Raw genomic sequence first — 19,608 nt, 5'->3', positions numbered from 1 at the left:
GCTTCGCTCTCGCAACAGGATCGGTGACAAACTTTCCTGCTACGTCTGCAACGCCGCTTTGTGTGGCGCAAGTGTCGCTTCAGGCAGAACGAACAGTTGCGGCGTATGCGTATAAAGGACGCCCGCTCGCACCCTCCTGCCGGGGTAGATCACTTCGAGCGCGGCGACATAGGCCGCCATCTGCTTGATTACCGGTTCGGAGACTGCATCGAGCGTTGCCGGCGGGCGGCGGGCCGTCTTGAAGTCGATCACCGTTACTTCGTCGGCAGTGATGAGGAGACGGTCGGCACTCCCGGCGATGACCTGCCCCCCGACAATCGCAGCCAGGGGCACTTCCGCAAGCGCCTCTTCACTGAACAGCGCCGCGAACTCCGAATCCTCGATGACTGTCAGTGCGCTACTCAAGATTTCATCCCGCTCAGGGTCGGAAAGCTCCGCCGCCTGCCGTTGCAGCCAAGCCCGCGCGCAGATTGAGCGCTCACCGCCGGGCACGTCCGGCAAGCGTTCGAGTAGGCCATGTATTAGCACTCCTCGGCGCGCAGCCTTCACGACTTGATCCGGGGGCAGCGGTGGATCGGCACTGCGATCCTCCCCCGCATTGGAAGGCGCGAGCGGCCGCGGCGGGCGCGGTTCCGGACCGATCGGCGTCCTGGCCCAGGTGGGAACGGAGACTCTTTGCTCGTCCTTCCCCTGCTTGCTCTCGGCAACCTTCGCGGGGAGAGCGCCCCATTCGCGCCGGCCACCCCAGATATCATCGGCAAGATCATCACCTGTCATCAGCGGTTCGAGCCGGGCGTACCAGCTATCAGGCGCGGGTTCTTTCTCCTGCTTGCCCAGTGCGCCGCCAACATAAAGCGCTTCCTCTGCCCGGGTCATGGCGACATAGAGCAACCGCCAGTGTTCCTCGAGCTCTGCCGCAGTCATGGCTTCTGCACGGTCCAGGATTCGACCGACACGCTCTTTCTTGGCGACAGGCAAGACTGGGACCTGCTCTCCGCTTCCCTCATCTTCCAACGATAGCGAGAGATTGTCCCCCGGTTTGGGATTGCCGACTGCATCCGCCAGGATGACGATGGGTGCCTGCAGGCCCTTCGAGCCATGTACGGTCATCACCCGGACCAGGTCATTGTCACCACCGGATTCGCGCTTGACGTCGGCATCCCCGGCATCAAACCAATGGATGAAACCGGCCAGGCTTGCCGTATGTGCAGAGGAGTAAGCGAAAGCGGCGTTGAGCAATTCGTCGATCGGATCGTTGGCCTCGCGCCCCAGTCGGGCCACCAACTTGCGCCGACCTTGCCATGGGCCGGTGAGCATCCAGTGCAGCAAGGACTCGGGTGGCTCGAAATCGACCCGCTCCAGCAGTGCACGTAACCGGTCGACGGTGGCCATCACGAACGGCGCGTCATGTTTGCGCAGATGGTCCCACAAGCGTACCTTGTCCGCACGGTCGCCATATTCGAGCAGGTCTTCCTGCGACCACTCCCCAAGCGGCGAGACCAGCAGGTTGGCGAGGTTGAGATCGTCGAGCGGTTGCGCGGCAAAGCGCAATGCGGCGACAAGGTCCTTGACGGCAAGCGGTGCACCAAGCCGCAAGCGGTCCACGCCAGCCACCGGCACCCCCGCAGCATGGAGCCTAGCGACGATCAGGCCAGCCAGCGCACGCCGCTTGCGCACCAGCACCATGATGTCGCCCGGTCCGGCGTTGCGCGGTTCGCCCTTCGCGAGAGGGTGGCCCTGCTTGAGCCAGAGTGTGACCTGCTCAGCGATCCGGTCTGCCATTCTCCGATCCGATGGTGTGAGCCAGCTCTCATCATCGGAATCAGTGGCGTTGCCCTGATCCTCCGTGCTGAAAACCGGGTTCCACAAGGTAACAAGTCCGGGCCGATCTTCCCCGACATGCCGCTCATCTCCGTCGCCAAGGCCAATGGCATCGCGCCCAATCGTGTCGATCGCAGCATCTACGAAATCGAGCACTTTCTGCGCAGTGCGGAAGCTACGGCCCAAACCGAGTTCGCGCAGCTCACGCAGCTCGATGGGCATGTTGGTGCGCGCGTCTTCAGCCAGTTCGCGAGCGTTCTTGATCGCGGCCTCAATCTCGGCCCGGTAGATCTCCTTCTGGCGGCGGAAATTCTCCGGGCTGGTCCCCTGGAAGCCAAAGATCGCCTGTTTGTAGTCCCCGACAACGAAAATTGTACGCACCTTGTTGTCGTGCTGGCCATAACCGGCGAAGAATTCGCCGGTGAGCGCTCGGATGATCTGCCATTGCGCTTCATTGGTGTCCTGCGCCTCGTCGACAAGGATATGATCGAACTGCCGGTCGAGCTTGTAATTGATCCACTGTCCCAGCCCTTCGCGACCAAGTAGCTCTGCCGCACGACGAATCTGGTCATCGAAGTCGATCAATCCGGCGCGTTTCTTGCGCTCGTCCCATGCCAGGGCGAATTTTCGACCAAGCGTGAGCGCAGGGGTCAGGCGATCGGCGAGGCTCAACAGGTTTTGCCGACCGACAACTTCCCAATAGGCATCGAATACACGGTCCGCAAAAGATACAATGTCCGGGTCAACCTTCAGGACATTCGTGAAGCTCCTGATCTTGCTGCCATCCGCAACCAGAACACTCTTGGTCAGCAAACCCATTGCTGCGAGGCGCTCGGTCGGGGCCAGAGTCAGCCACTCGTCAATGAACCCTGCCATTTCGAGACCACTCTTCGTCCCCCACTCCTTGTAGGAATCGCGAATCCTCTTGAGCGATTGCACATCGAACGCATCGTCTGTGCACATCAGGGCGAGTTGGGCGGCGTCAAAGTCCGCCGGTAGCTCTAGCAAGTTCATTACCCGCTCGCGCAATGGTCGTGGTTCCTCCCAGCCATTGCTGCCCGTCCAAACTTCGATCGCTTCGGCGCAGCGCATCAGCCAACCTTTCGCACCATCCGGGGCATGATTGACCGAGAGGTCGGCAAGCGCTTCCATGTCGGCCGGATTGCCTTCCAGCAACAACTCGGACAACACCTGGCGGAACAACAGGACCTTCTCGCGATCCTCCATCGCCTTGGTCCCCGGAACAAGCTCTGCTTCCACCGGAAAAGCTGCCAGTATCCACTGCGAGAAAGCGTGGATGGTATCGATCCGCAAGCCGCCACCAAGGCAATCAAGCACCTTCGCAAACAGGGTACGAGCGCGGGCCTGCTCCTCAGGGCCGCACCTCGCGCCGATGGCCTCAAGATCCTTCTTCAGTGCGTCGTCATCCATCCGCACCCAGCTGGCCAGCACTTCATTGACGCGAGTGGCCATCTCAGCCGCGCCTGCCTTGGTGAAGGTCAGGCAGAGTATGCTTTCGGGCTCGCAGTCCTCTTTCAGTAGTAGTCGCAGGACACGGGCCGAAAGCACCTGGGTCTTGCCGGTACCAGCGCTGGCGGAAAGCCACACGCTGTCACGCGGTTCGACCGCTTCAGACTGCTGGTCCCTGAGTGGGTAAACGAGCTGCTTGCCGCTCATTCCTCCCGCCCCTGCCACTCATCGAGCCGCATCAGCTGGTCGTAGGTATCGTATCTCGGTGCGTCCGGATTGAGCCGCGCGGTGAAAGGCTCATTGCCGAGAATCCAACGGTTGAGGGCCTCGTCGAGATACGTCACGGTCATTGGAAGAAAGTCTTCTGGGAGGATACCTGAATTTTTCCGTCCCACTCTCAGAGGCGTTTCGACGAAACCAAAATCGCTGTCCGACTTGCTCTTCTTCTTGTCCTTGGACAGCGACCAGTATTCAAACTTGCTGGCTGACCCGGTGATATCATGGTTGGCAAATCCGCCCTCCTCTACCAGGAGGCCCAAAGTACCCAACTGCAAGGAATAGCCTTTCTCGACCTGCTTGCCCGTTGGTAGCTTCCCGGTCTTGTAATCAACGACCGCGAATGTCCCGTCATCGAGCCGGTCGAGCCGGTCGATGCGGCCGAAGATCGTGACTCCACGATGTTCGATTTCGCCCCACTCCTCCCATAGGACGGGTGTGCGGTTGGGATCCCTTTCCAGCTCTTGTTCCACCCATTCCAAGCCCTTGAGCAAGCGCGGTTCCCATAATGCGCGAGACAGCGGATGGTGATCCATTTCACGCAGCTTTTCGCGCGCGATTTCGTTGAGCGAACCACCATTGCCGTGCCAGTGCTCGAGGATGTCATGCGCCAGCTGCCCCTGCCATGCCGGGGTGGGCTCGGCATCGAGCAACTCGATCTCTTTCAAACGCAGAATCGAAGAAGCGTAGAACTGATACGGATCCGAGCGCAGGCGGTCGAGCGCGGTGACACTAATGCGCTCGCGTCGTTGCTCCGCGGTCGGCAACGGCTTCGGCTGCGGATAGCGTTCGACCAGATCCGCATCGTCAAGCGCACCGGCCAGCGCGGGAAGGTCCTTCTCCTCGTAGATCTCAAGCAAATCGCCGAGTAGCGCCTTGACCCGGAGCAAGAAGCGTGAGGCCAGCGCCGGTCCTTCTGCATCGCGCTCAGAGCGGCTGAGGAGCACTTCGGGAGCGCCCAGCGCCCCGGCAAGGTCATGGGCCGCCAGGCCGATGCGGAAATCCGCGCCCGGAACCCCGAGTGCGCGCAACACCTGCGGTGCCAGCAAGGGATCGACCGTGGGCCGCGCGGGCCAGCTGCCCTCGTTAAGTCCGGCACAGATGACCAGGTCCGCCCGCGTCATACGCGCTTCCAGCAGGCCGTAGATCGCCACGCGGGGATGCCCACCATAAGGCGGCCGAACTGCTTGACTATCCATGGCCTCTGTCAGGATTCCGTGGAGATCCTGCGGATCGATCGACGTCCCAACAGCCCTCGCCTGCATTCGCAGATCCTCGACGAAAGCCGACAGCGCCCGGCCGTCTTCCTGCCCCCACAAGTCCAAACCGCAGAGAGCCTCTCCCGCAGCCACAAGCATATCGAGCAAGTCGGCAAGCGGCATCGGATCAGGGAGTTCAAGCAGTTGCGCGACAATCGTTTCAGCCTCGCTCCACCATTCGCTCACCTTGGCTGCGCCGGCCTTCTCCCGCAGGGCTTCCAGCCCCGGCCTCGGGCGGGGTCCCCGCAATTCCCGCTCGAAGGCCCGCAAGGAGTGCAGCCACTCGCGCCGGTCATTGTTGCGGCACACCAAGGGGTGACCCAGCAGCGCAACCAGTGGCACCGGTGCCGCGCGCTCGGCGACAAGTTCGGCCAACAGCAGAAATAACCGCCCCGCCGTTGATTGCGACAGAGGCCGACCAGCGGAATCGTCTGCTTCGATATTCCACCGCTGCAGATGATGAACGATCCGGCGGGCCAGTGAGCGATCCGGGGTGACAATGGCAATGCGACGTTCGGGTTCTTCCAGCGCTTCGCGGACTGCCAGTGCAACCGCCTGCGCCTCGGCCTCCGGGTTGGGTGTTTCCAGCAACCGAATACCGGTGAGATGACGTTCTCCGGACTTCAGCGAGACCCAACGCTTGCTTGCCTCTGGCGGAAGGAAGACAGCACTCACTGCCTTGCTGCGTTCGGGCCGCGCAGCGCCCGTGCCTTTGCGATGCCAATGTTGTACTTCGCCGCGCGCGATCCCCATCCGGTTCAGCAACAGCTTCAGGTGATATTGCGGATGGGTGACTGCATCGCCCTTGGCAAAGGGCGGTCCGCCCGGTTCTACAGGAGCACCGGCACAGCCCAGTTCATCCCACACCTCGTCGTCCATCGTCAGGTCAAGATCGGGCAGGATCACCGCCCCGTCCGGCAATTCGGAGATCACCCGCAGCAGGCGTGCGAGCGCAGGTGCAGCGCTCGTCACCCCGGCAGCGACGATCGGGGTGGCAGGCGGAGCCTCTTTCCAGCGTCGAGCCGTATGGTCGAATAATCGGTTTCGACGCGCCGCAGCATCCAACGCTCCCTTCGCATCAAGTTCCTTGAGCCAACGGTTCTGGACCGTCGCAAACTGATGCAATGAAGCCTGCCAGTGCCCGGCCAGGTTCCAATACTGGTCCAGCACTCGATCTTGCAGCAGCTCTTCCGGCCCGATGTCTTCAACCAGCAGTCGGTCCATCGTTCGGACGGTTTCCCGCGCGAGGCCATAGAGCGCTGCGCCCTTGGGTGCCGTGTCTCCCGACGTCTCGCGCAAGAGTTCGGCAATGCGCAGCCAGCGATACATTGGATCCACTGCTGCCGGGATGTCTGCGGATCCCAATGGGTCAAGGAGACTGCCGAGAGTCTCGTCGAGATCGAGATCGCCAACCACGGCCATCCGCGGCATCAGCATACCGCTTTCACCGGTGGTGCCGAATTGGCGGATGAAAGCCTCGGTGACAGTACGTATGGCGCGGGTGCTCGGCAGCAGGAGCGTCAACCGGGCCAAGCCAAGCCCTTCTTTCGAGTATCGTGAGACAAGCCCGGCCACCAGCGCGTCCACAAAGCCACGGTCCGCGGCGATCGAGTAGACCTGAGGCCTGGGCGCGTCAGCCACTCGTCAAAGCCAGTTCGGTGGGACGGATCGCATCCGGTGTACCAACCTCGAACCACAGCCCGGTAAACGGCAGGGCGAAGAGCTTGCCCTCATCCAGCGCCCGGTTCCACAACACGTTGGTCGAAAATTTGCCAGCAGGTGCATCGCGAAGAAGGCGGTGCGAAACGATCTGGATGCCGGTGTAGATATAAGGCGCAATACGGCCTGACTGGCGCCGCCGGATGCGCCCAAGCGGATCGAGATGGAAATCGCCTTTGCCGCCAAAATTCATTGCCCGCGAGTGAGGGACGACCAACAAGAGCGCATCCATTTCGGCCGGGTCCCAGCGGGCAGACAGTTCATGAAACGCATTCCTTGGCCCGTCGAGCCAGATGTTGTCCGAATTGAGACAGAAGAAGGGGTCGGGCAAGTGGGGTTGTGCCCTTATCATGCCGCCGCCGGTTTCCAGCAATCCATCGCGCTCATCCGAGATCGTGATTGACGGTGCCTTGCGGTTCCGAACATGTGCCTCGATGGCATCGGCAAGGTAGTGGACGTTGACGACAGCTTTTGCGATCCCCGCCTCAGCGATGCGGTCGAGCGTGTGGTCGATCAACGGCTTGCCCGCCACACGCACCATCGGTTTTGGCTGAGTCGCGGTCAGCGGGCGCATTCGCTTGCCCATACCGGCAGCCATGACCATGGCGGTGTCTGAAACGAGCTTGCTCACTCAGGCCTCCCGCCCAGATCTCTCCGAACTTCCTGCGGGATATTGCGATCGAACCAGGCAGCTACTGGGCCCAGCGCGGGATGCTGCAAGTCGCGCTCCATCGCTTCCCAGACCCGCGGGATGAAATCGAGGTAACGCGGCTTGCCGTCGCGTTTGTAGAGGCGCGTGAAGATGCCAACGATCTTGGCATTGCGTTGTGCGCCAAGCAGAGCGTAGTCGGCATCGAAATGATCAGTCACATTCGCTTGTGCCTTGTACCGTTCCAGCATCCGCGCTTCGAGCGCGGGATCCACGTCGCGCCGGGCATCCTGCAATAGTGACACGAGATCATAGGCCGGGTGCCCGGCCAATGCGTCCTGGAAATCTATCAGGCCCTGCTGGCCTGAACCATCGTCAGATGGTTTGAGCAGCATGATATTCTCTGCATGATAATCCCTTAGCACGGTAACCCCGTTTCCTTGCCTCGCGAGCAAGGGACTCAGCGCTTCTCGCCAAGCATGCCCATAGGTTTCAGCATCGACCTCAAGGCCCATCGCCGGCGCATACCACTCGGTCAGGAGGTTGGCCTCGCGCTGATACGTTTCCCAGTCATATGGTGCGAATGGCCCCGCTTCGACGCGATGCAAGGGCACAAGTGCATCGATGGCCGCCGAATAGGCCCCTTCTTCACCTTGCGGGTTGGCATCAAGCCAGTCCCGCATGCGGTCCGTACCGAAATCCTCTGTGAGCACCCACCCCTGGCTCGCGTTTGCGGCATAAATCTCAGGTGCCCTCGCCCCCTTGCCCGACAGCCACCGAGCAACGTCCAGGAACGGCCTAGGATCTTCGTGTGGAGGAGGTGCATGCATCAGCATGGCACCCTCGCCTTCGCGACGCAGACGAAAATAGCGCCGGAAACTGGCATCGCCGGGAATTGGGTCGACCAAGCACCCGGCCCAACCTGCTGAAGCGAGAAACTCTGCACCACTTGCGGGCAGCACACTTGCCGTATCGTTCATGGCATGCGCCCTAGCCAATCCGTTCCACCCAGGGCAATCGCCCTGCGCCCCTGTTCCGCAAATTCCAGCGTCAGCGAAAGACAACCGGGCTCATTCGTGAAACCACCAGCATTGTCCGGCCATTCCGCGATCAGCACAGCGCCTTGGCGGTAATCGTCCAATCCGATCTCATCCGCTTCTCCCGGCGTCTCCAGCCGATAGAAGTCCGCGTGGACGATCGGCGGAGCGAGTGTTTCGTAAGTTTCGATGATCGTAAACGTCGGCGATGGCACTTCGCCCCGGTGGCCGAGGGCCGCAAGGATGGCGCGTGCCAGTGTCGTCTTGCCCGCACCCAAACCTCCGGACAGCGCCACGATGTCACCTGGCTGGAGCTTGGCAGCAATACGGGCCCCGTAGCTCTTCATCGCGGGCAAATCCGGAAGGTCGATAATCACGGCAACAGTATCATGGCGCTTGTGCCGAGCTTCTTGCGCGACTGGATGGTGAGCTCGCCGCCGTGAGCTTCGACCAGCTGCCGGGCCAAGGGGATGCCGAGACCTTGCCGCCGCTCCATTCCGGACCCATCGGGCTTCAGCCTCAAGCCTTCCATCGCCCGGCGCAATTCATCTGGCGACATGCCGCAGCCATTGTCGGAAATAACAATGCGCGTTCCTTCGGGTTTCTTGGAAAGATCGACGAGGATTTTCCCACCATGATCGGTTGCGACAATGGCATTGTCGAGCAAATGCCCGATGGCCCGGGCCATCTGCCGCCGATCGACTTCGAACTTCAGGTTGGCACCGCCGCGAAGGTCCAGTGTCAGTCCCTTGGCTTCGATCTCCTGTTCACGCTCGCGCACGACACGGGTGACAAAAGACTGCAGTTCCAGCTTCTCCTTCTGGATCGGCATCAACCCCGCTTCGCTCTGTGAAAGGTCGAGTACATTCTCGACCTGGTCAGTCAGCCGGGCGACCGATTCGAGTATGGCGGCAGCATATTCCTTGCCCTGGGCCGACAATTCACCTGCCACGCCTTCCTGCAGGAGCTCTGCGAACCCCCCAATCGAAGTCAGTGGAGTGCGAAATTCGTAGGACATGTTGGCTAGGAAGCGGGTCTTGACTTCATCAGCCTGCTCGAGCGCCTGGTTGCGCTCGCGCAGCGCCGTTTCGGCTTGTTCGTTGGCCGTCACGTCCAGCGTCGTCAGCAGGCCATTGCCATCCGGCAGCGGGATCCCCGCGAACTCCAGCGTCCGCCCATCGGCAAGCGACACACGCCCGGCCTGTTCCTTGCGATCGAGTGTGGCTGAGCGGATCACTTCTCCGATAACCTTGACCCGTTTCGGACGTGTGAGGTTACCGGCGATTTCTTCCAGCAGGTCGTCAACCAGCGGGTGCGCGTCGAGTGTTTCCTGCTCCACGCCCCACGTCCCGGCAAAACTGCGATTCCACAGCTGCAGATGTCCGTCTGGAGCGAATACGGCCAGCGCTTCGAAGAGACTGTCGAGCGTGGCGGTTCGGGTGCGCAGTAACGTGTCACGTGTGGCCGAGAGTGCCAGCTGCTCTGTCCGGTCCTCGGCGATGACCGCCAAGCCGCCATCAGGCATCGGCTGGGCGACTATGCGCAAATGCGTACCGTCAGATAGCGTCCAGGCCTCTTCTTGCGCTTCGCCCGCGCCAAACCATTCCAAATGATCTGCCCGCCAGGCCGGGAAATCGCGGACCTCCGGTGTCTTGCCTGCGTCACGAGCCTCGGTCAGCAAGCGGTCAAGCGTGAGACCATCGCCGCCAATACCGAGCCGCATGCCGAATATGCGTCGGAACGGCTGGTTCGCGAAGGTGAGTTTGCGCTCGGCATTGAACTGCGCCACCCCGACCGAAAGGCGATCCATCATTCCACGCTGGGCTTCTGTATAGGCACGGTGCTCACGTGCCTGTTCCTCCATCTCCTGGATATCGACCGCATAGCCGGCGATACCCTCCTCGCCCAAGGGCAAGTCCGATACTCTAAGTGCGCGGCGTTCCCCTCCGATCGTAGCCTGGACAATGCGTTCGATCGGATGGTTTTGCTGCGCTGCCTGTCCGGAAACCTGGGCCGCAGTGAGGCCATCGACGGGTTCGATCAATTCCACCTGCTCAGTCACCACCGTATCGGCATTCTTCGCCCCGACGGCTGTGACATAGGCGCTGTTTACCAGCCGGAGCTTCGTGTCGGGTCCCCTGAACCACATCGGCATCGGCGCTGCTTCGATCAACCCGACCAAGGCGGCAAAATCCCCTTTGGCGCGCGCCGACTCTTCGCGCATCCTCCCCAGCTCTGTCGCGCTTTCGCTGAAGTCGAACACCCACACCAATGCTGCACCGCCCGGCGAAACCTGGGGATCAGCCAATTGCCCTCTCAAAGCTAGGCTGCGTTGAGAGCCTGGTACAGTAAGGTTCATCCGGAAAGGAGCTGCCGTCTTCTGCGCTCGGCGAACCTTTTCACTCAGTTCTGCCAGTTGCGCCTTGGTCAGCCCGCGATCCTCACCGTCGGCCAGCTCGCTGATGAATTGCGGCAAACGCTCGAAACCGAGCCAATGCGCGAGCCGTTCAGACCCTTCGATGCGGCCGTCAGCCCGAACCAGCAGGGGAATTGCCGGGGCTTCATCGAGCATCCGAGCCATGCGCCGCGCCGCCTTGCGACTGGTTTCCGCGCCTTTCGCCTTCGCTCCGGCGGCGATCATTAGCCAAGCCGCACCTGCCGTCCAAGCGGCAAGCAACAGCCCAAGCATAGCCAAGAGGGTCGGCGTAAATTCCATGTCCTTATGCAGCTATGCGGGGCAGCGATGCGATGCAACTGGCCGGAAACAGAAAAGCCCCCGCAATTGCGGGGGCCTTTCCGAATTTTCGATGATTTGCGCGCAATCAGTAGCGATAGTGGTCCGGCTTGAACGGACCCGCCACCGGGACACCGATATAGTCGGCCTGCTTTTGGCTCAGCTGAGTCAGCTTCACACCCAGCTTGTCGAGGTGCAGCGCCGCAACCTTTTCATCGAGGTGCTTGGGCAGGACATAGACGTCGTTCTTGTACTCGTCGCCCCTGGTCCACAATTCGATCTGGGCCAGCGTCTGGTTGGTAAAGCTGAAGCTCATAACGAAGCTGGGGTGGCCGGTGGCGCAAGCAAGATTCACGAGGCGACCCTGGCCAAGAACGATGATTTCCTTCCCGTCAGGGAACTTGACGACATCGGTGCCCGGCTTGAGCTCGTTCCATTCGTAATTGTTGAGCGCCGAGATCTGGATCTCGCTGTCGAAGTGGCCGATGTTGCAGACGATCGCCTTGTCCTTCATTCCCTCCATGTGGGTGGCGGTGATGACGTGCTCGTTGCCGGTAGCGGTGACGAAGATGTCGGCGACCTTCACGGCGTCTTCCATGGTCACGACTTCGAAGCCATCCATGGCTGCCTGCAGCGCGCAGATCGGGTCGATCTCCGTCACCAGCACCCGCGCGCCGCCATTGCGGAGCGACTGGGCCGAACCCTTGCCGACATCGCCGAAGCCCGCGACGCAGGCGACTTTGCCAGAAAGCATCACGTCGGTGGCGCGGCGGATGGCGTCGACCAGCGACTCGCGACAGCCATAAAGGTTGTCGAACTTCGACTTGGTCACGCTGTCGTTCACATTGATGGCGGGGAACGGTAGCTTGCCGTCCTTGGCGATGTGATAAAGGCGGTGGACGCCGGTGGTGGTTTCTTCAGAAACGCCAACGATGTTCTTGACCGAACGGGTAAGGTAGCCCGGCTTCTCCTTCACGAACGCCTTGAGCGCACGCTGGAATTCGATCTCCTCGGCATTTTCGGGTTCAGGCAGTTCTTCGCCTGCTTCGAGGCGCTGGCCCCACAGCGCGAACATGGTGGCGTCCCCGCCATCATCGAGGATGATGTTGGCGGTGCGGTCGGGATCATCGTTGGTCGACCAATCGAAAATGCGCCCGACATAGTCCCAATAGTCGGCCAGGCTCTCGCCCTTCACCGCGAACACCGGAATGCCCTGATCAGCAATCGCTGCAGCTGCATGGTCCTGCGTCGAGAAAATGTTGCAGGTGGCCCAGCGGACCTCGGCTCCCAATGCGACCAACGTCTCGATCAGAACGGCGGTCTGGATCGTCATATGCAGCGAGCCGGTGATGCGGGCACCCTTGAGCGGCTGCGCCTCGCCATATTCATCGCGCAGGGCCATCAGGCCGGGCATTTCAGTTTCGGCAATGGCTATCTCGTCGCGGCCATATTTGGCGAGCGCGATATCCTTGATGACATAAGCAGCATGGGCAGACATGAACGGCTCCTTTGGAGGAAGCGCGCCTTGTCACCCATCGGGGAAAGGCGCGCAAAAACAATCCTGCGCGCCTTAGCGACCTGCATGCCCAAGGGCAAATATAAAGATATCTTTATATGATCTTGCCAGAGCCTACTTGCGCGCCGCAAGCATTGGCGCACCAGATGGGCGGTCTGCCAACAGATGTTGCGCAGAGACATGCAACTCTGCACCTGCCGGTCGATCAGCCAGCTCTCGCGTCGTTGTCTTGAGCGCCGCGCAATCGAGCCAGGGATGTCCCTGCCCGTAGCGATTGGCCATGCTAACGCTGATCTTGTCGAGCATGAGCTTGGCACGCTTGGCTCCGTATTGCCGCGCAAGGTCGCCGTGAAGCGACTGGTACGCGGCATTCAAAGCCGGCAAGTGTTTGGCTGAAAAACGCGCGTAATCCGCCTGAAAATTGTCTTCGCCAAACCGGCACCTGAGCGAACTGACCATCAGCATGATGTCCAGCTTGCGAATGGCCTCCGCATCGCCTGATGAAAATTGCGCCTGTGCCGGCGCCGCCAGAGGCAAGCTCGCCGCGATGGCTGCGAGCGCAAGCGCAGCCCTGAACCCCGTTGCAGTCATTATGTCGTTCTCCCCGGCGAACCCCCTCGTTCGCGCATGGGAAACTGACCGAGCCGATTTACCCGTTCTTAAACTTCATTGGTGAACCGGAATTCACCATCATCGCAGCAGCAGCAAGGCCATTGCGCCCAGCCAATTGCAGCCTATGTGGAGGGACACGAAATCCCTCCAGCAACAAAGGATGCAGCCGACATGTCGATTTCCAAGGGCGATACGCTTCCCAACGTCACTCTCGTCAAGCCGACAGAGGCCGGGCCGGAACAGGTCCAGTCGGGTGATTATTTCGCCGGCAAGAAGGTGGCGCTGTTCGCTGTCCCCGGCGCATTCACCCCGACCTGCTCGGCCAAGCACCTGCCGGGTTACGTCGAGAAAGCCGCCGAACTGAAAGCCAAGGGTATTGACGAGATCGTCTGCACCTCGGTCAACGATCCCTTTGTGATGGGTGCCTGGCAGAAGGCCGATGGTTCTCCGGAAATTACATTCCTGGCGGATGGCAATGGCGACCTCGCCAAAGCGATTGGCCTGACCATGGACGGCAGCGGATTCGGCCTCGGCACCCGCAGCCAGCGCTATTCGATGATCGTAGAAGACGGCAAGGTTACAGAACTCAACGTTGAAGCTCCTGGCGACTTCTCGGTGTCCAGCGCGGAGCACATGCTCGGCCAGCTCTGAGCCTGCATCGCAATAAATCGCAAAAAGGCCCGTCAGTGATCAGCTGGCGGGCCTTTTCGTTTCGATCATGGAATGGCGTAAGTCACAGTCGATTGCGCCACGATATGGGTTTCTTCACCCTGCCAGAGCCGAACATCGACTGACGCCAGTTTCCGCCCGAGCTTCAGCAAGGACGTATCGGCAAAGACCGGGGCTTTCTTGACGCCGCGCAAGAAACTCATGTTGAGATTGCTGGTCACCGCCATCGCAACGGGACCAATATGCGCGAGGATCACGGCGTAGGCCGCTCGATCCGCCAAAGCCATCTGGGTCGGCCCGGAGACCAGCTCTCCTGGCCGCAGCATCGTCTCGTCTGGGACCATCTTGATACGCAGGAATCCGGGTTCGAACCGATCGAAAGTGAAATTGCGCTGGGGATCGCCTGGAAAGGCTTCGACAAAGAAAGCCGAGAGCTCATCCGCGGTCATCGCCAATTCGAATGTGCGTGCCATCGTCCCTCCCCCGTCAGCGGCTTCAGCCGTAGCCCATCAGGCTCAGTACTTCCTTGCGGCTACGCTGGTCTTCCAGGAAAGTCCCCATCATCTGGCTGGTGACCATGCCTACACCAGGAGTGCGAACGCCTCGACCTGTCATACAGCCGTGTTGAGCTTCGATGACCACGGCAACACCCTTGGGCTCGAGATGGTCCCATATACATTGGGCAACTTCGGCCGTCAGTCGTTCCTGGATTTGCAGCCGGCGAGCATAGCCATGCAGCACGCGGGCAAGTTTGGAGATACCCACAACGTGCTTGTGCGGCAGGTAGGCAATCGCTGCCTTGCCAGTAATGGGTGCCATGTGATGTTCGCAATGGCTCTGGAACGGAATGTCCTTGAGCAGCACAATCTCGTCATAGCCGCCCACTTCCTCGAACACGCGGCTGAGGTGGATCGCGGGATCTTCTGCATATCCCTGGCAATACTCGAGCCAGGCCCGCCCCACCCGCTTAGGCGTATCGAGCACCCCTTCCCGTGTGGGATCGTCACCAGCCCATTCGATCAAGGTGCGGATCGCCTCTTGTACGTTTTCGGGCACATCGGGCTTGCCAAGCGGGTTATCGTCTTCGTGATCTGCATCGCAGCCCATGTGTATCTTGCCTTCCTCGAGATATCGGCAGCATCGGGCCGCCGTCCAAGCATTAAGGCCTAGGTATGACAAGGGTTCCCGACAATCCAGCGCCCGTCGTACCAAAAAAGCCCACCCCGTTGCCGGGATGGGCTTTTCTGGCGCGCCAGGAAGGATTCGAACCTCCGACCGCCTGATTCGTAGTCAGGTACTCTATCCAGCTGAGCTACTGGCGCGCATCGGAGGGCGGCACATAGGGGGGCCGCTACAGCTTGGCAATCCCCTTTAGCCCGATTTTTCGAACAGCTGCCGGGCAAGAGCGACATCGAGCGGGGGCTTCGGCAAGTCGTCGATTCCAGTGTGATCATGCCAAGCGAAAGTGCCGCCCTCCCGCGCCTCGAGCAACCCCGTCCAGGACTGGGTCGTGTAAAGAAGTATGACAATCTGCCGTTCGACATGATCCGGCTCTGAAACCGCGAACCCGATCTCGCGAAGTTCCAGCTCGTTGACCAACAGGCCCGTTTCCTCTTCCAGTTCTCTTCGCAGCGCCGCCGGCGGCGTTTCACCGGGTTCGACCTTGCCGCCGGGAAACTCCCACAGGCCGGCATGGTCCTTTCCCTCCGGCCTGCGATGCATGAGCCAGCGGCCGTCCGCAGCCTGCAGGGCCGCAGCTACGACAATCAAAGGTGTAAGATTTTTTGCCATTTCGGACCGGGTTGGAAACCTATTCTTAACCTTCGCCCCTGAAAATTGGGGCCTCAAGGGTAGCAGTGGGTGGAATTTACAATGGACGACACGATCAGCAAGGTTCTTGCCGACGAATCCGGGGCTACTGCCGTCGAGTACGGCCTCATCCTAGCAATGGTCTTCCTCGCCATGGTCAGTGCCGTGCAAGGCGTCGGCAACGAGACGATCGCGCTGTGGAACACCATTTCGACCTCATCCGAAGCAGCAATCAACCAGTCCAACGTCTGATCCGGGGCGTAAAAAAATCCGGCGGTTCCATTAGGAATTTGTCAACCGGTCAGCCCTAAACCCAAAATCACTCGATCCGGATCAACTGGAAAGAGTCGGGTACCAAAGACTGAAAACCAGGAGACTACACATGACTTTCTTCAAGAACCTCGTGAAGGACAACGAAGGCGCTACCGCTATCGAGTATGGCCTGATCGCTGCTCTGATCGCTGTTGCTGCCATCACTGCCATGCAGGGCCTCGGCAACCAGCTGACCAACACCTTCACCAACGTTTCGACCACGATGGCTGTCTAAGCCTCGGTCAAAACCGAAAACGAAGACGGCGGGGAGCAATCCCCGCCGTTTTTGTTTGTGCCTTGAAGATGTGGCGGGAGGTCAGCGACCACGCACCACGAGCTTTACCTTCTGGCCAGCCTGCAGGACATCATTGGTTCCAAGTGCATTGAGCACACGGAAACGCTCCACCTGGGCGGTATCGTAAGCCATCCGCCGTGCCAGAGACGCAACGGAATCGCCACGTTGGACCGTCACAACGTCGATCCTGCGGGGGATCACAGCTCCGGCTTCCGCCGCCGAAATCCTGCGCATCGATTGATACATCGAATTGAAGACATTCGCCTTGTCGGCCTGCGTGATAGCCTGGAAATGATACGCCTGGTTCGGCGCAAACTCGTAGGCAAACACGGTCAGGTCGATTTGGCTGGATCCATTGTTGACCCGTGCAGTGCCATAGGCCGCCGGCAAGCCGTTGACAGTTGTTCGCCGGATCGACGCCGGCGAAATCTGTTGCTGGTTGCTCAATCCGGCAAAGGCACTGCGAACATAGGCCTCTAGATCACCATTATATTGCCCGAGCGTTAGCTTGGCCTGTCCGGATTGCCCGTTAATCGAAACAGCGCGCGTACCATTGACCATATAGAATCCCGCCGGCGCGCTGAACCGCAGGCGCAGGTCGGGATGGATGAAATCCTGCCCCTCGATGACACCCTGCTCCGGATCATCGCCGTAAAGAATACCATCGATCCGAGCGAGGAAGGTATCACGGTTGGCAACAGAGCCCGGCAGGCCCTGCGCTTTCTCCGAGGCTGTCCTTACACGGCTGGCCGGATCGGGATGCGTCGATGCCCAGGCCGGGATCGACGCATTGCGACCCTGCAGCTGCGCGTCGAGACTGTTCTGCAGCGCCAGGCTGCGCAAGACAGTGCTCATGGCCTGCGGATCGTATCCAGCCTGGGTAAGGTATTGGATCCCCAGCTCATCGGCCTGCAGTTCCTGGCTGCGCGAGAATTTCAAGGTCAGCAGCTGCGAGCCTTGCAGGAAGGCCTTCGACAGGGTGTTGCCAATGCCCGAATCCCGCAACAAGACGGACGAGACGACCGCCCCGAGCAGTCCGGCAATGGAATTGCGCTGCGCTGTCTGCTGACGCCGCTGAGAATGGCGCGCAGCCACATGGCCGACCTCGTGCCCCAGCACGGCTGCAAGCTCAGCCTCGTTGTTCATCAGCGCAACCAGCTGCCGGGTGGTGTAGATATAGCCGCCCGGAATCGCGAAAGCATTGTTGACCGGACTGTTGACGAGGCTGACGGTGAAATCCTCGCGCGCATTGCCGAGGCCCGATTGCACGGCAATGTTCTTGCCTACCTGCTCTACATAGGCGGCTTGCGGCCCGCTCATCGCGCCGCCGAACTCCGCCAGCAGCTTGGGGTGGTTTTCCGCACCTTGCTGTGCTTCGCTTTGGGAGATCGGTGCCGATGCGCTGGGAATGCTGCCCCCGCCTGCACCCATACAGCCAGTCAAACCGACGCTCAGTGCAGCTCCTGTCAAAAGGGCGAATTTTGAGCGGTAAGCCATCAGCTGCGTCTCCTCTTCTTCAACTGCATCAAGGCCCTAGCACAATTGCAAGGACCATGCGCTTCAGAAGATGTAACACTGCAGGCGCGATTATGCTCCGAGCTGGAGGAACCGTTCTTCGCGCATCCGGCGCACTGTAGCGCTGGGAAGGTCGACCAAGGCATCGAGCTCCTCGTCGATTGCATCGGCCAAGGCATTTGCAACAGCGATGGGATCGCGATGCGCACCCCCGGTCGGTTCATTGACGATGCGGTCGATCACACCCAGCTTCTTGAGATGCTGTGCGGTCACTTTCATCGCTTCGGCCGCCTCTGGTGCCTTCTCCGCAGTCCGCCACAGGATCGACGCGCAGCCTTCAGGCGAAATCACCGAATACACCGCATGCTCCAACATCAGCACACGCTCGGCACTGGCAAGGGCCACGGCCCCGCCAGACCCTCCTTCTCCGACGATGGTGGAAACCATTGGCACCGGCAAGGCAAGGCATGCTTCGGTCGACCGGGCAATCGCTTCGGCCTGGCCGCGCTCTTCGGCTTCCACACCCGGGAAAGCGCCCGATGTATCGACCAGGGTTACCACGGGCAGGCCGAACCGGCCCGCTAGGTCCATCAGGCGAATCGCCTTGCGATAGCCCTCTGGCTTGCCCATCCCGAAATTGTGCCGCAGGCGGCTTTCGGTATCGTTGCCTTTTTCATGCCCGATCAGGATGACCCTGCGCCCGCGAAGCGTAGCGAAGCCACCCATGATCGCTTCATCATCGCCGTAGTAGCGATCCCCGCCAAGCGGCATGAATTCATCGAACGCATGCTCTACAAAGTCGCGAAAGTGCGGCCTTTGCGGATGGCGGGCAACCTGCGTTTTCTGCCACGGCGTGAGCGCAGCATAGGTGCTCGCGAGCAAGTCCGCGCTCTTCTTTTCAAGGCGCTTGAGCTCATTTGAAATATCAACCTCGTCACCTTCAGCCGCGGCGCGCAGTTCCGCGATCCGGCTTTCAAGCTGGGCAACAGGCTTCTCGAATTCGAGATAGGCGTTCATGCGATTGCGCTAGTCCCCTCGGCGGCGTTCCGCAAGCGGGTGCCGCTCGTTTACTAGCGCAACGAGGCGCGATGCATCGACATGGGTGTAGATCTGCGTGGTCGCGATGTCGGCGTGCCCGAGCAGCGTTTGCAAAACCCTGAGATCCGCCCCGCCCTCCAGCAAATGCGTGGCGAAGGCATGCCGCAAGACATGCGGACTGACCTTCTCTGGCTTCAGACCGGCTCTAACCGCAAGATCCTTGAGCAACTGGAACAGCCGCACCCGGGTCAGGTGCGACTTGCGTGAAGGAAAGAGGAATGCCGAATCGGCATTTCGCACCGGCATCCATTTCGCGAGCGCTTGCTGTGCCCGACCGCTAACGGGAACCATCCGCGCCTGGCCGCCCTTCCCTGTGACCGTCAAGAACGGCGCATCCCTGGGTACCGCTGCAACCGGCAATGATACCAGTTCGGTTGCCCGCAACCCCGAGCCATAGAGCAGTTCGAGCAGCGCCAGCATCCTGATGGCGGTCGGCCGGCCCGGCTCTGCCTCGAGTTCAGCGCGAGCAAACAGTGCTCCCACTTCACCGTGCGAGAGAATCTTGGGGAGAGACCTGCGGGTGGCCGGCCGCGGAAGGGCAGGAGACGGATCATCGTCTCGTATGCCCTCATCGACAAGAAATCCGAAGAATTGCCGTAGCGCCGAAGATTTGCGGGCTACTGTGGCCGGCGCAAGCGCTTCCCATGCGCTGCCAAGCCCGGACAATTGCGACCGTTCAGCCGCGGCCAGGTCACCAACAAGCTCAGCAGCGCCTTCGAGGTCTCGTCGGTAGGCCGCCAGCGTGTTGGCAGCAGCCCCGCGTTCTGCCGCCAGCATGGCGAGGAACTCGTCGATCTCTGCCGAACCTATAGCCATG

At 60.7% G+C, this 19,608-nt stretch carries 17 protein-coding genes and 1 tRNA gene; 3 read left to right on the top strand and 15 right to left on the bottom strand.

What is annotated here, in order from left to right:
* Positions 1-39 precede the first annotated feature (39 nt).
* The 8 genes from addA to QPW08_RS07900 form a co-directional block, all read right to left on the bottom strand.
* Entirely contained in the window at positions 40-3,498 is a 3,459-nt protein-coding gene (gene addA / locus QPW08_RS07935) for a double-strand break repair helicase AddA (protein ID WP_284125192.1), read from the bottom strand.
* The gene (locus QPW08_RS07930) at positions 3,495-6,467 is read right to left on the bottom strand and encodes a PD-(D/E)XK nuclease family protein (RefSeq protein ID WP_284125191.1); all 2,973 of its coding nucleotides are present in this window, start codon (positions 6,465-6,467) and stop codon (positions 3,495-3,497) included. The genes addA and QPW08_RS07930 overlap by 4 nt, the downstream gene beginning before the upstream one ends.
* Positions 6,460-7,176 carry a nucleotidyltransferase family protein gene (locus QPW08_RS07925; RefSeq protein ID WP_284125190.1) on the bottom strand — a complete coding sequence of 239 codons (717 nt, stop codon included), beginning with the start codon at positions 7,174-7,176 and terminating at the stop codon, positions 6,460-6,462. The genes QPW08_RS07930 and QPW08_RS07925 overlap by 8 nt, the downstream gene beginning before the upstream one ends.
* Positions 7,173-8,174, bottom strand: coding sequence for an aminoglycoside phosphotransferase family protein (locus QPW08_RS07920; RefSeq protein WP_284125189.1), 1,002 nt, complete (start codon positions 8,172-8,174; stop codon positions 7,173-7,175). Before QPW08_RS07920 ends, QPW08_RS07925 begins: the two co-directional genes overlap by 4 nt.
* Positions 8,171-8,608, bottom strand: a complete 438-nt coding sequence (tsaE, locus tag QPW08_RS07915) for a tRNA (adenosine(37)-N6)-threonylcarbamoyltransferase complex ATPase subunit type 1 TsaE (protein WP_284125188.1) — start codon at positions 8,606-8,608, stop codon at positions 8,171-8,173. The genes QPW08_RS07920 and tsaE overlap by 4 nt, the downstream gene beginning before the upstream one ends.
* A complete protein-coding gene (locus QPW08_RS07910) occupies positions 8,605-10,947 on the bottom strand; it encodes a PAS domain-containing sensor histidine kinase (protein ID WP_284125187.1) in 2,343 nt (780 codons plus the stop codon). The genes tsaE and QPW08_RS07910 overlap by 4 nt, the downstream gene beginning before the upstream one ends.
* A 106-nt stretch (positions 10,948-11,053) precedes the next feature.
* Positions 11,054-12,463 (bottom strand): adenosylhomocysteinase, encoded by a 1,410-nt coding sequence (gene ahcY, locus QPW08_RS07905; RefSeq protein ID WP_284125186.1) that lies wholly within the window; start codon positions 12,461-12,463, stop codon positions 11,054-11,056.
* 132 nt (positions 12,464-12,595) lie between these two features.
* Positions 12,596-13,072, bottom strand: a complete 477-nt coding sequence (locus QPW08_RS07900) for an S-adenosyl-L-homocysteine hydrolase (RefSeq protein ID WP_284125185.1) — start codon at positions 13,070-13,072, stop codon at positions 12,596-12,598.
* Positions 13,073-13,264: 192 nt separating this feature from the next.
* Between QPW08_RS07900 and QPW08_RS07895 the strand changes: the two genes are divergently transcribed.
* Positions 13,265-13,744: a peroxiredoxin gene (locus tag QPW08_RS07895; protein ID WP_284125184.1), complete on the top strand. Its 480-nt coding sequence runs from the start codon at positions 13,265-13,267 to the stop codon at positions 13,742-13,744.
* A 65-nt stretch (positions 13,745-13,809) separates the two neighbouring features.
* On the opposite strand, the gene QPW08_RS07890 is transcribed toward QPW08_RS07895, so the two are convergent.
* From QPW08_RS07890 to QPW08_RS07875, 4 genes are all read right to left on the bottom strand, one after another.
* Positions 13,810-14,235 carry a PaaI family thioesterase gene (locus QPW08_RS07890; RefSeq protein ID WP_284125183.1) on the bottom strand — a complete coding sequence of 142 codons (426 nt, stop codon included), beginning with the start codon at positions 14,233-14,235 and terminating at the stop codon, positions 13,810-13,812.
* Positions 14,236-14,257: 22 nt separating this feature from the next.
* Positions 14,258-14,869 carry a GTP cyclohydrolase I FolE gene (folE, locus tag QPW08_RS07885; RefSeq protein WP_284125182.1) on the bottom strand — a complete coding sequence of 204 codons (612 nt, stop codon included), beginning with the start codon at positions 14,867-14,869 and terminating at the stop codon, positions 14,258-14,260.
* A 138-nt stretch (positions 14,870-15,007) separates the two neighbouring features.
* Positions 15,008-15,084, bottom strand: a tRNA-Arg gene (locus QPW08_RS07880).
* 49 nt (positions 15,085-15,133) lie between these two features.
* Complete coding sequence (locus QPW08_RS07875; RefSeq protein ID WP_284125181.1) at positions 15,134-15,553, bottom strand: (deoxy)nucleoside triphosphate pyrophosphohydrolase; 420 nt, start codon at positions 15,551-15,553, stop codon at positions 15,134-15,136.
* Positions 15,554-15,634: 81 nt separating this feature from the next.
* Between QPW08_RS07875 and QPW08_RS07870 the strand changes: the two genes are divergently transcribed.
* Together QPW08_RS07870 and QPW08_RS07865 are read left to right on the top strand one after the other, a co-directional pair.
* Positions 15,635-15,823, top strand: coding sequence for a Flp family type IVb pilin (locus tag QPW08_RS07870; RefSeq protein ID WP_284125180.1), 189 nt, complete (start codon positions 15,635-15,637; stop codon positions 15,821-15,823).
* A 130-nt stretch (positions 15,824-15,953) separates the two neighbouring features.
* The gene (locus QPW08_RS07865; protein ID WP_284125179.1) at positions 15,954-16,118 is read left to right on the top strand and encodes a Flp family type IVb pilin; all 165 of its coding nucleotides are present in this window, start codon (positions 15,954-15,956) and stop codon (positions 16,116-16,118) included.
* A gap of 81 nt (positions 16,119-16,199) precedes the next feature.
* On the opposite strand, the gene QPW08_RS07860 is transcribed toward QPW08_RS07865, so the two are convergent.
* The 3 genes from QPW08_RS07860 to QPW08_RS07850 all read right to left on the bottom strand — a co-directional run bounded on the left by QPW08_RS07860 (position 16,200) and on the right by QPW08_RS07850 (position 19,607).
* The gene (locus QPW08_RS07860) at positions 16,200-17,675 is read right to left on the bottom strand and encodes a M48 family metalloprotease (protein WP_407674552.1); all 1,476 of its coding nucleotides are present in this window, start codon (positions 17,673-17,675) and stop codon (positions 16,200-16,202) included.
* A gap of 90 nt (positions 17,676-17,765) precedes the next feature.
* A complete protein-coding gene (locus tag QPW08_RS07855; RefSeq protein ID WP_284125177.1) occupies positions 17,766-18,710 on the bottom strand; it encodes an acetyl-CoA carboxylase carboxyltransferase subunit alpha in 945 nt (314 codons plus the stop codon).
* Between the two features lie 9 nt (positions 18,711-18,719).
* Positions 18,720-19,607 carry a tyrosine recombinase gene (locus tag QPW08_RS07850; RefSeq protein WP_284125176.1) on the bottom strand — a complete coding sequence of 296 codons (888 nt, stop codon included), beginning with the start codon at positions 19,605-19,607 and terminating at the stop codon, positions 18,720-18,722.
* Position 19,608 lies beyond the last annotated feature (1 nt).

Origin of the sequence: Parerythrobacter aestuarii (genome assembly GCF_030140925.1) — a bacterium.
Classification (GTDB): Bacteria; Pseudomonadota; Alphaproteobacteria; order Sphingomonadales; family Sphingomonadaceae; genus Parerythrobacter; species Parerythrobacter aestuarii.
This window is presented reverse-complemented; position numbering and strand designations above follow the sequence as displayed.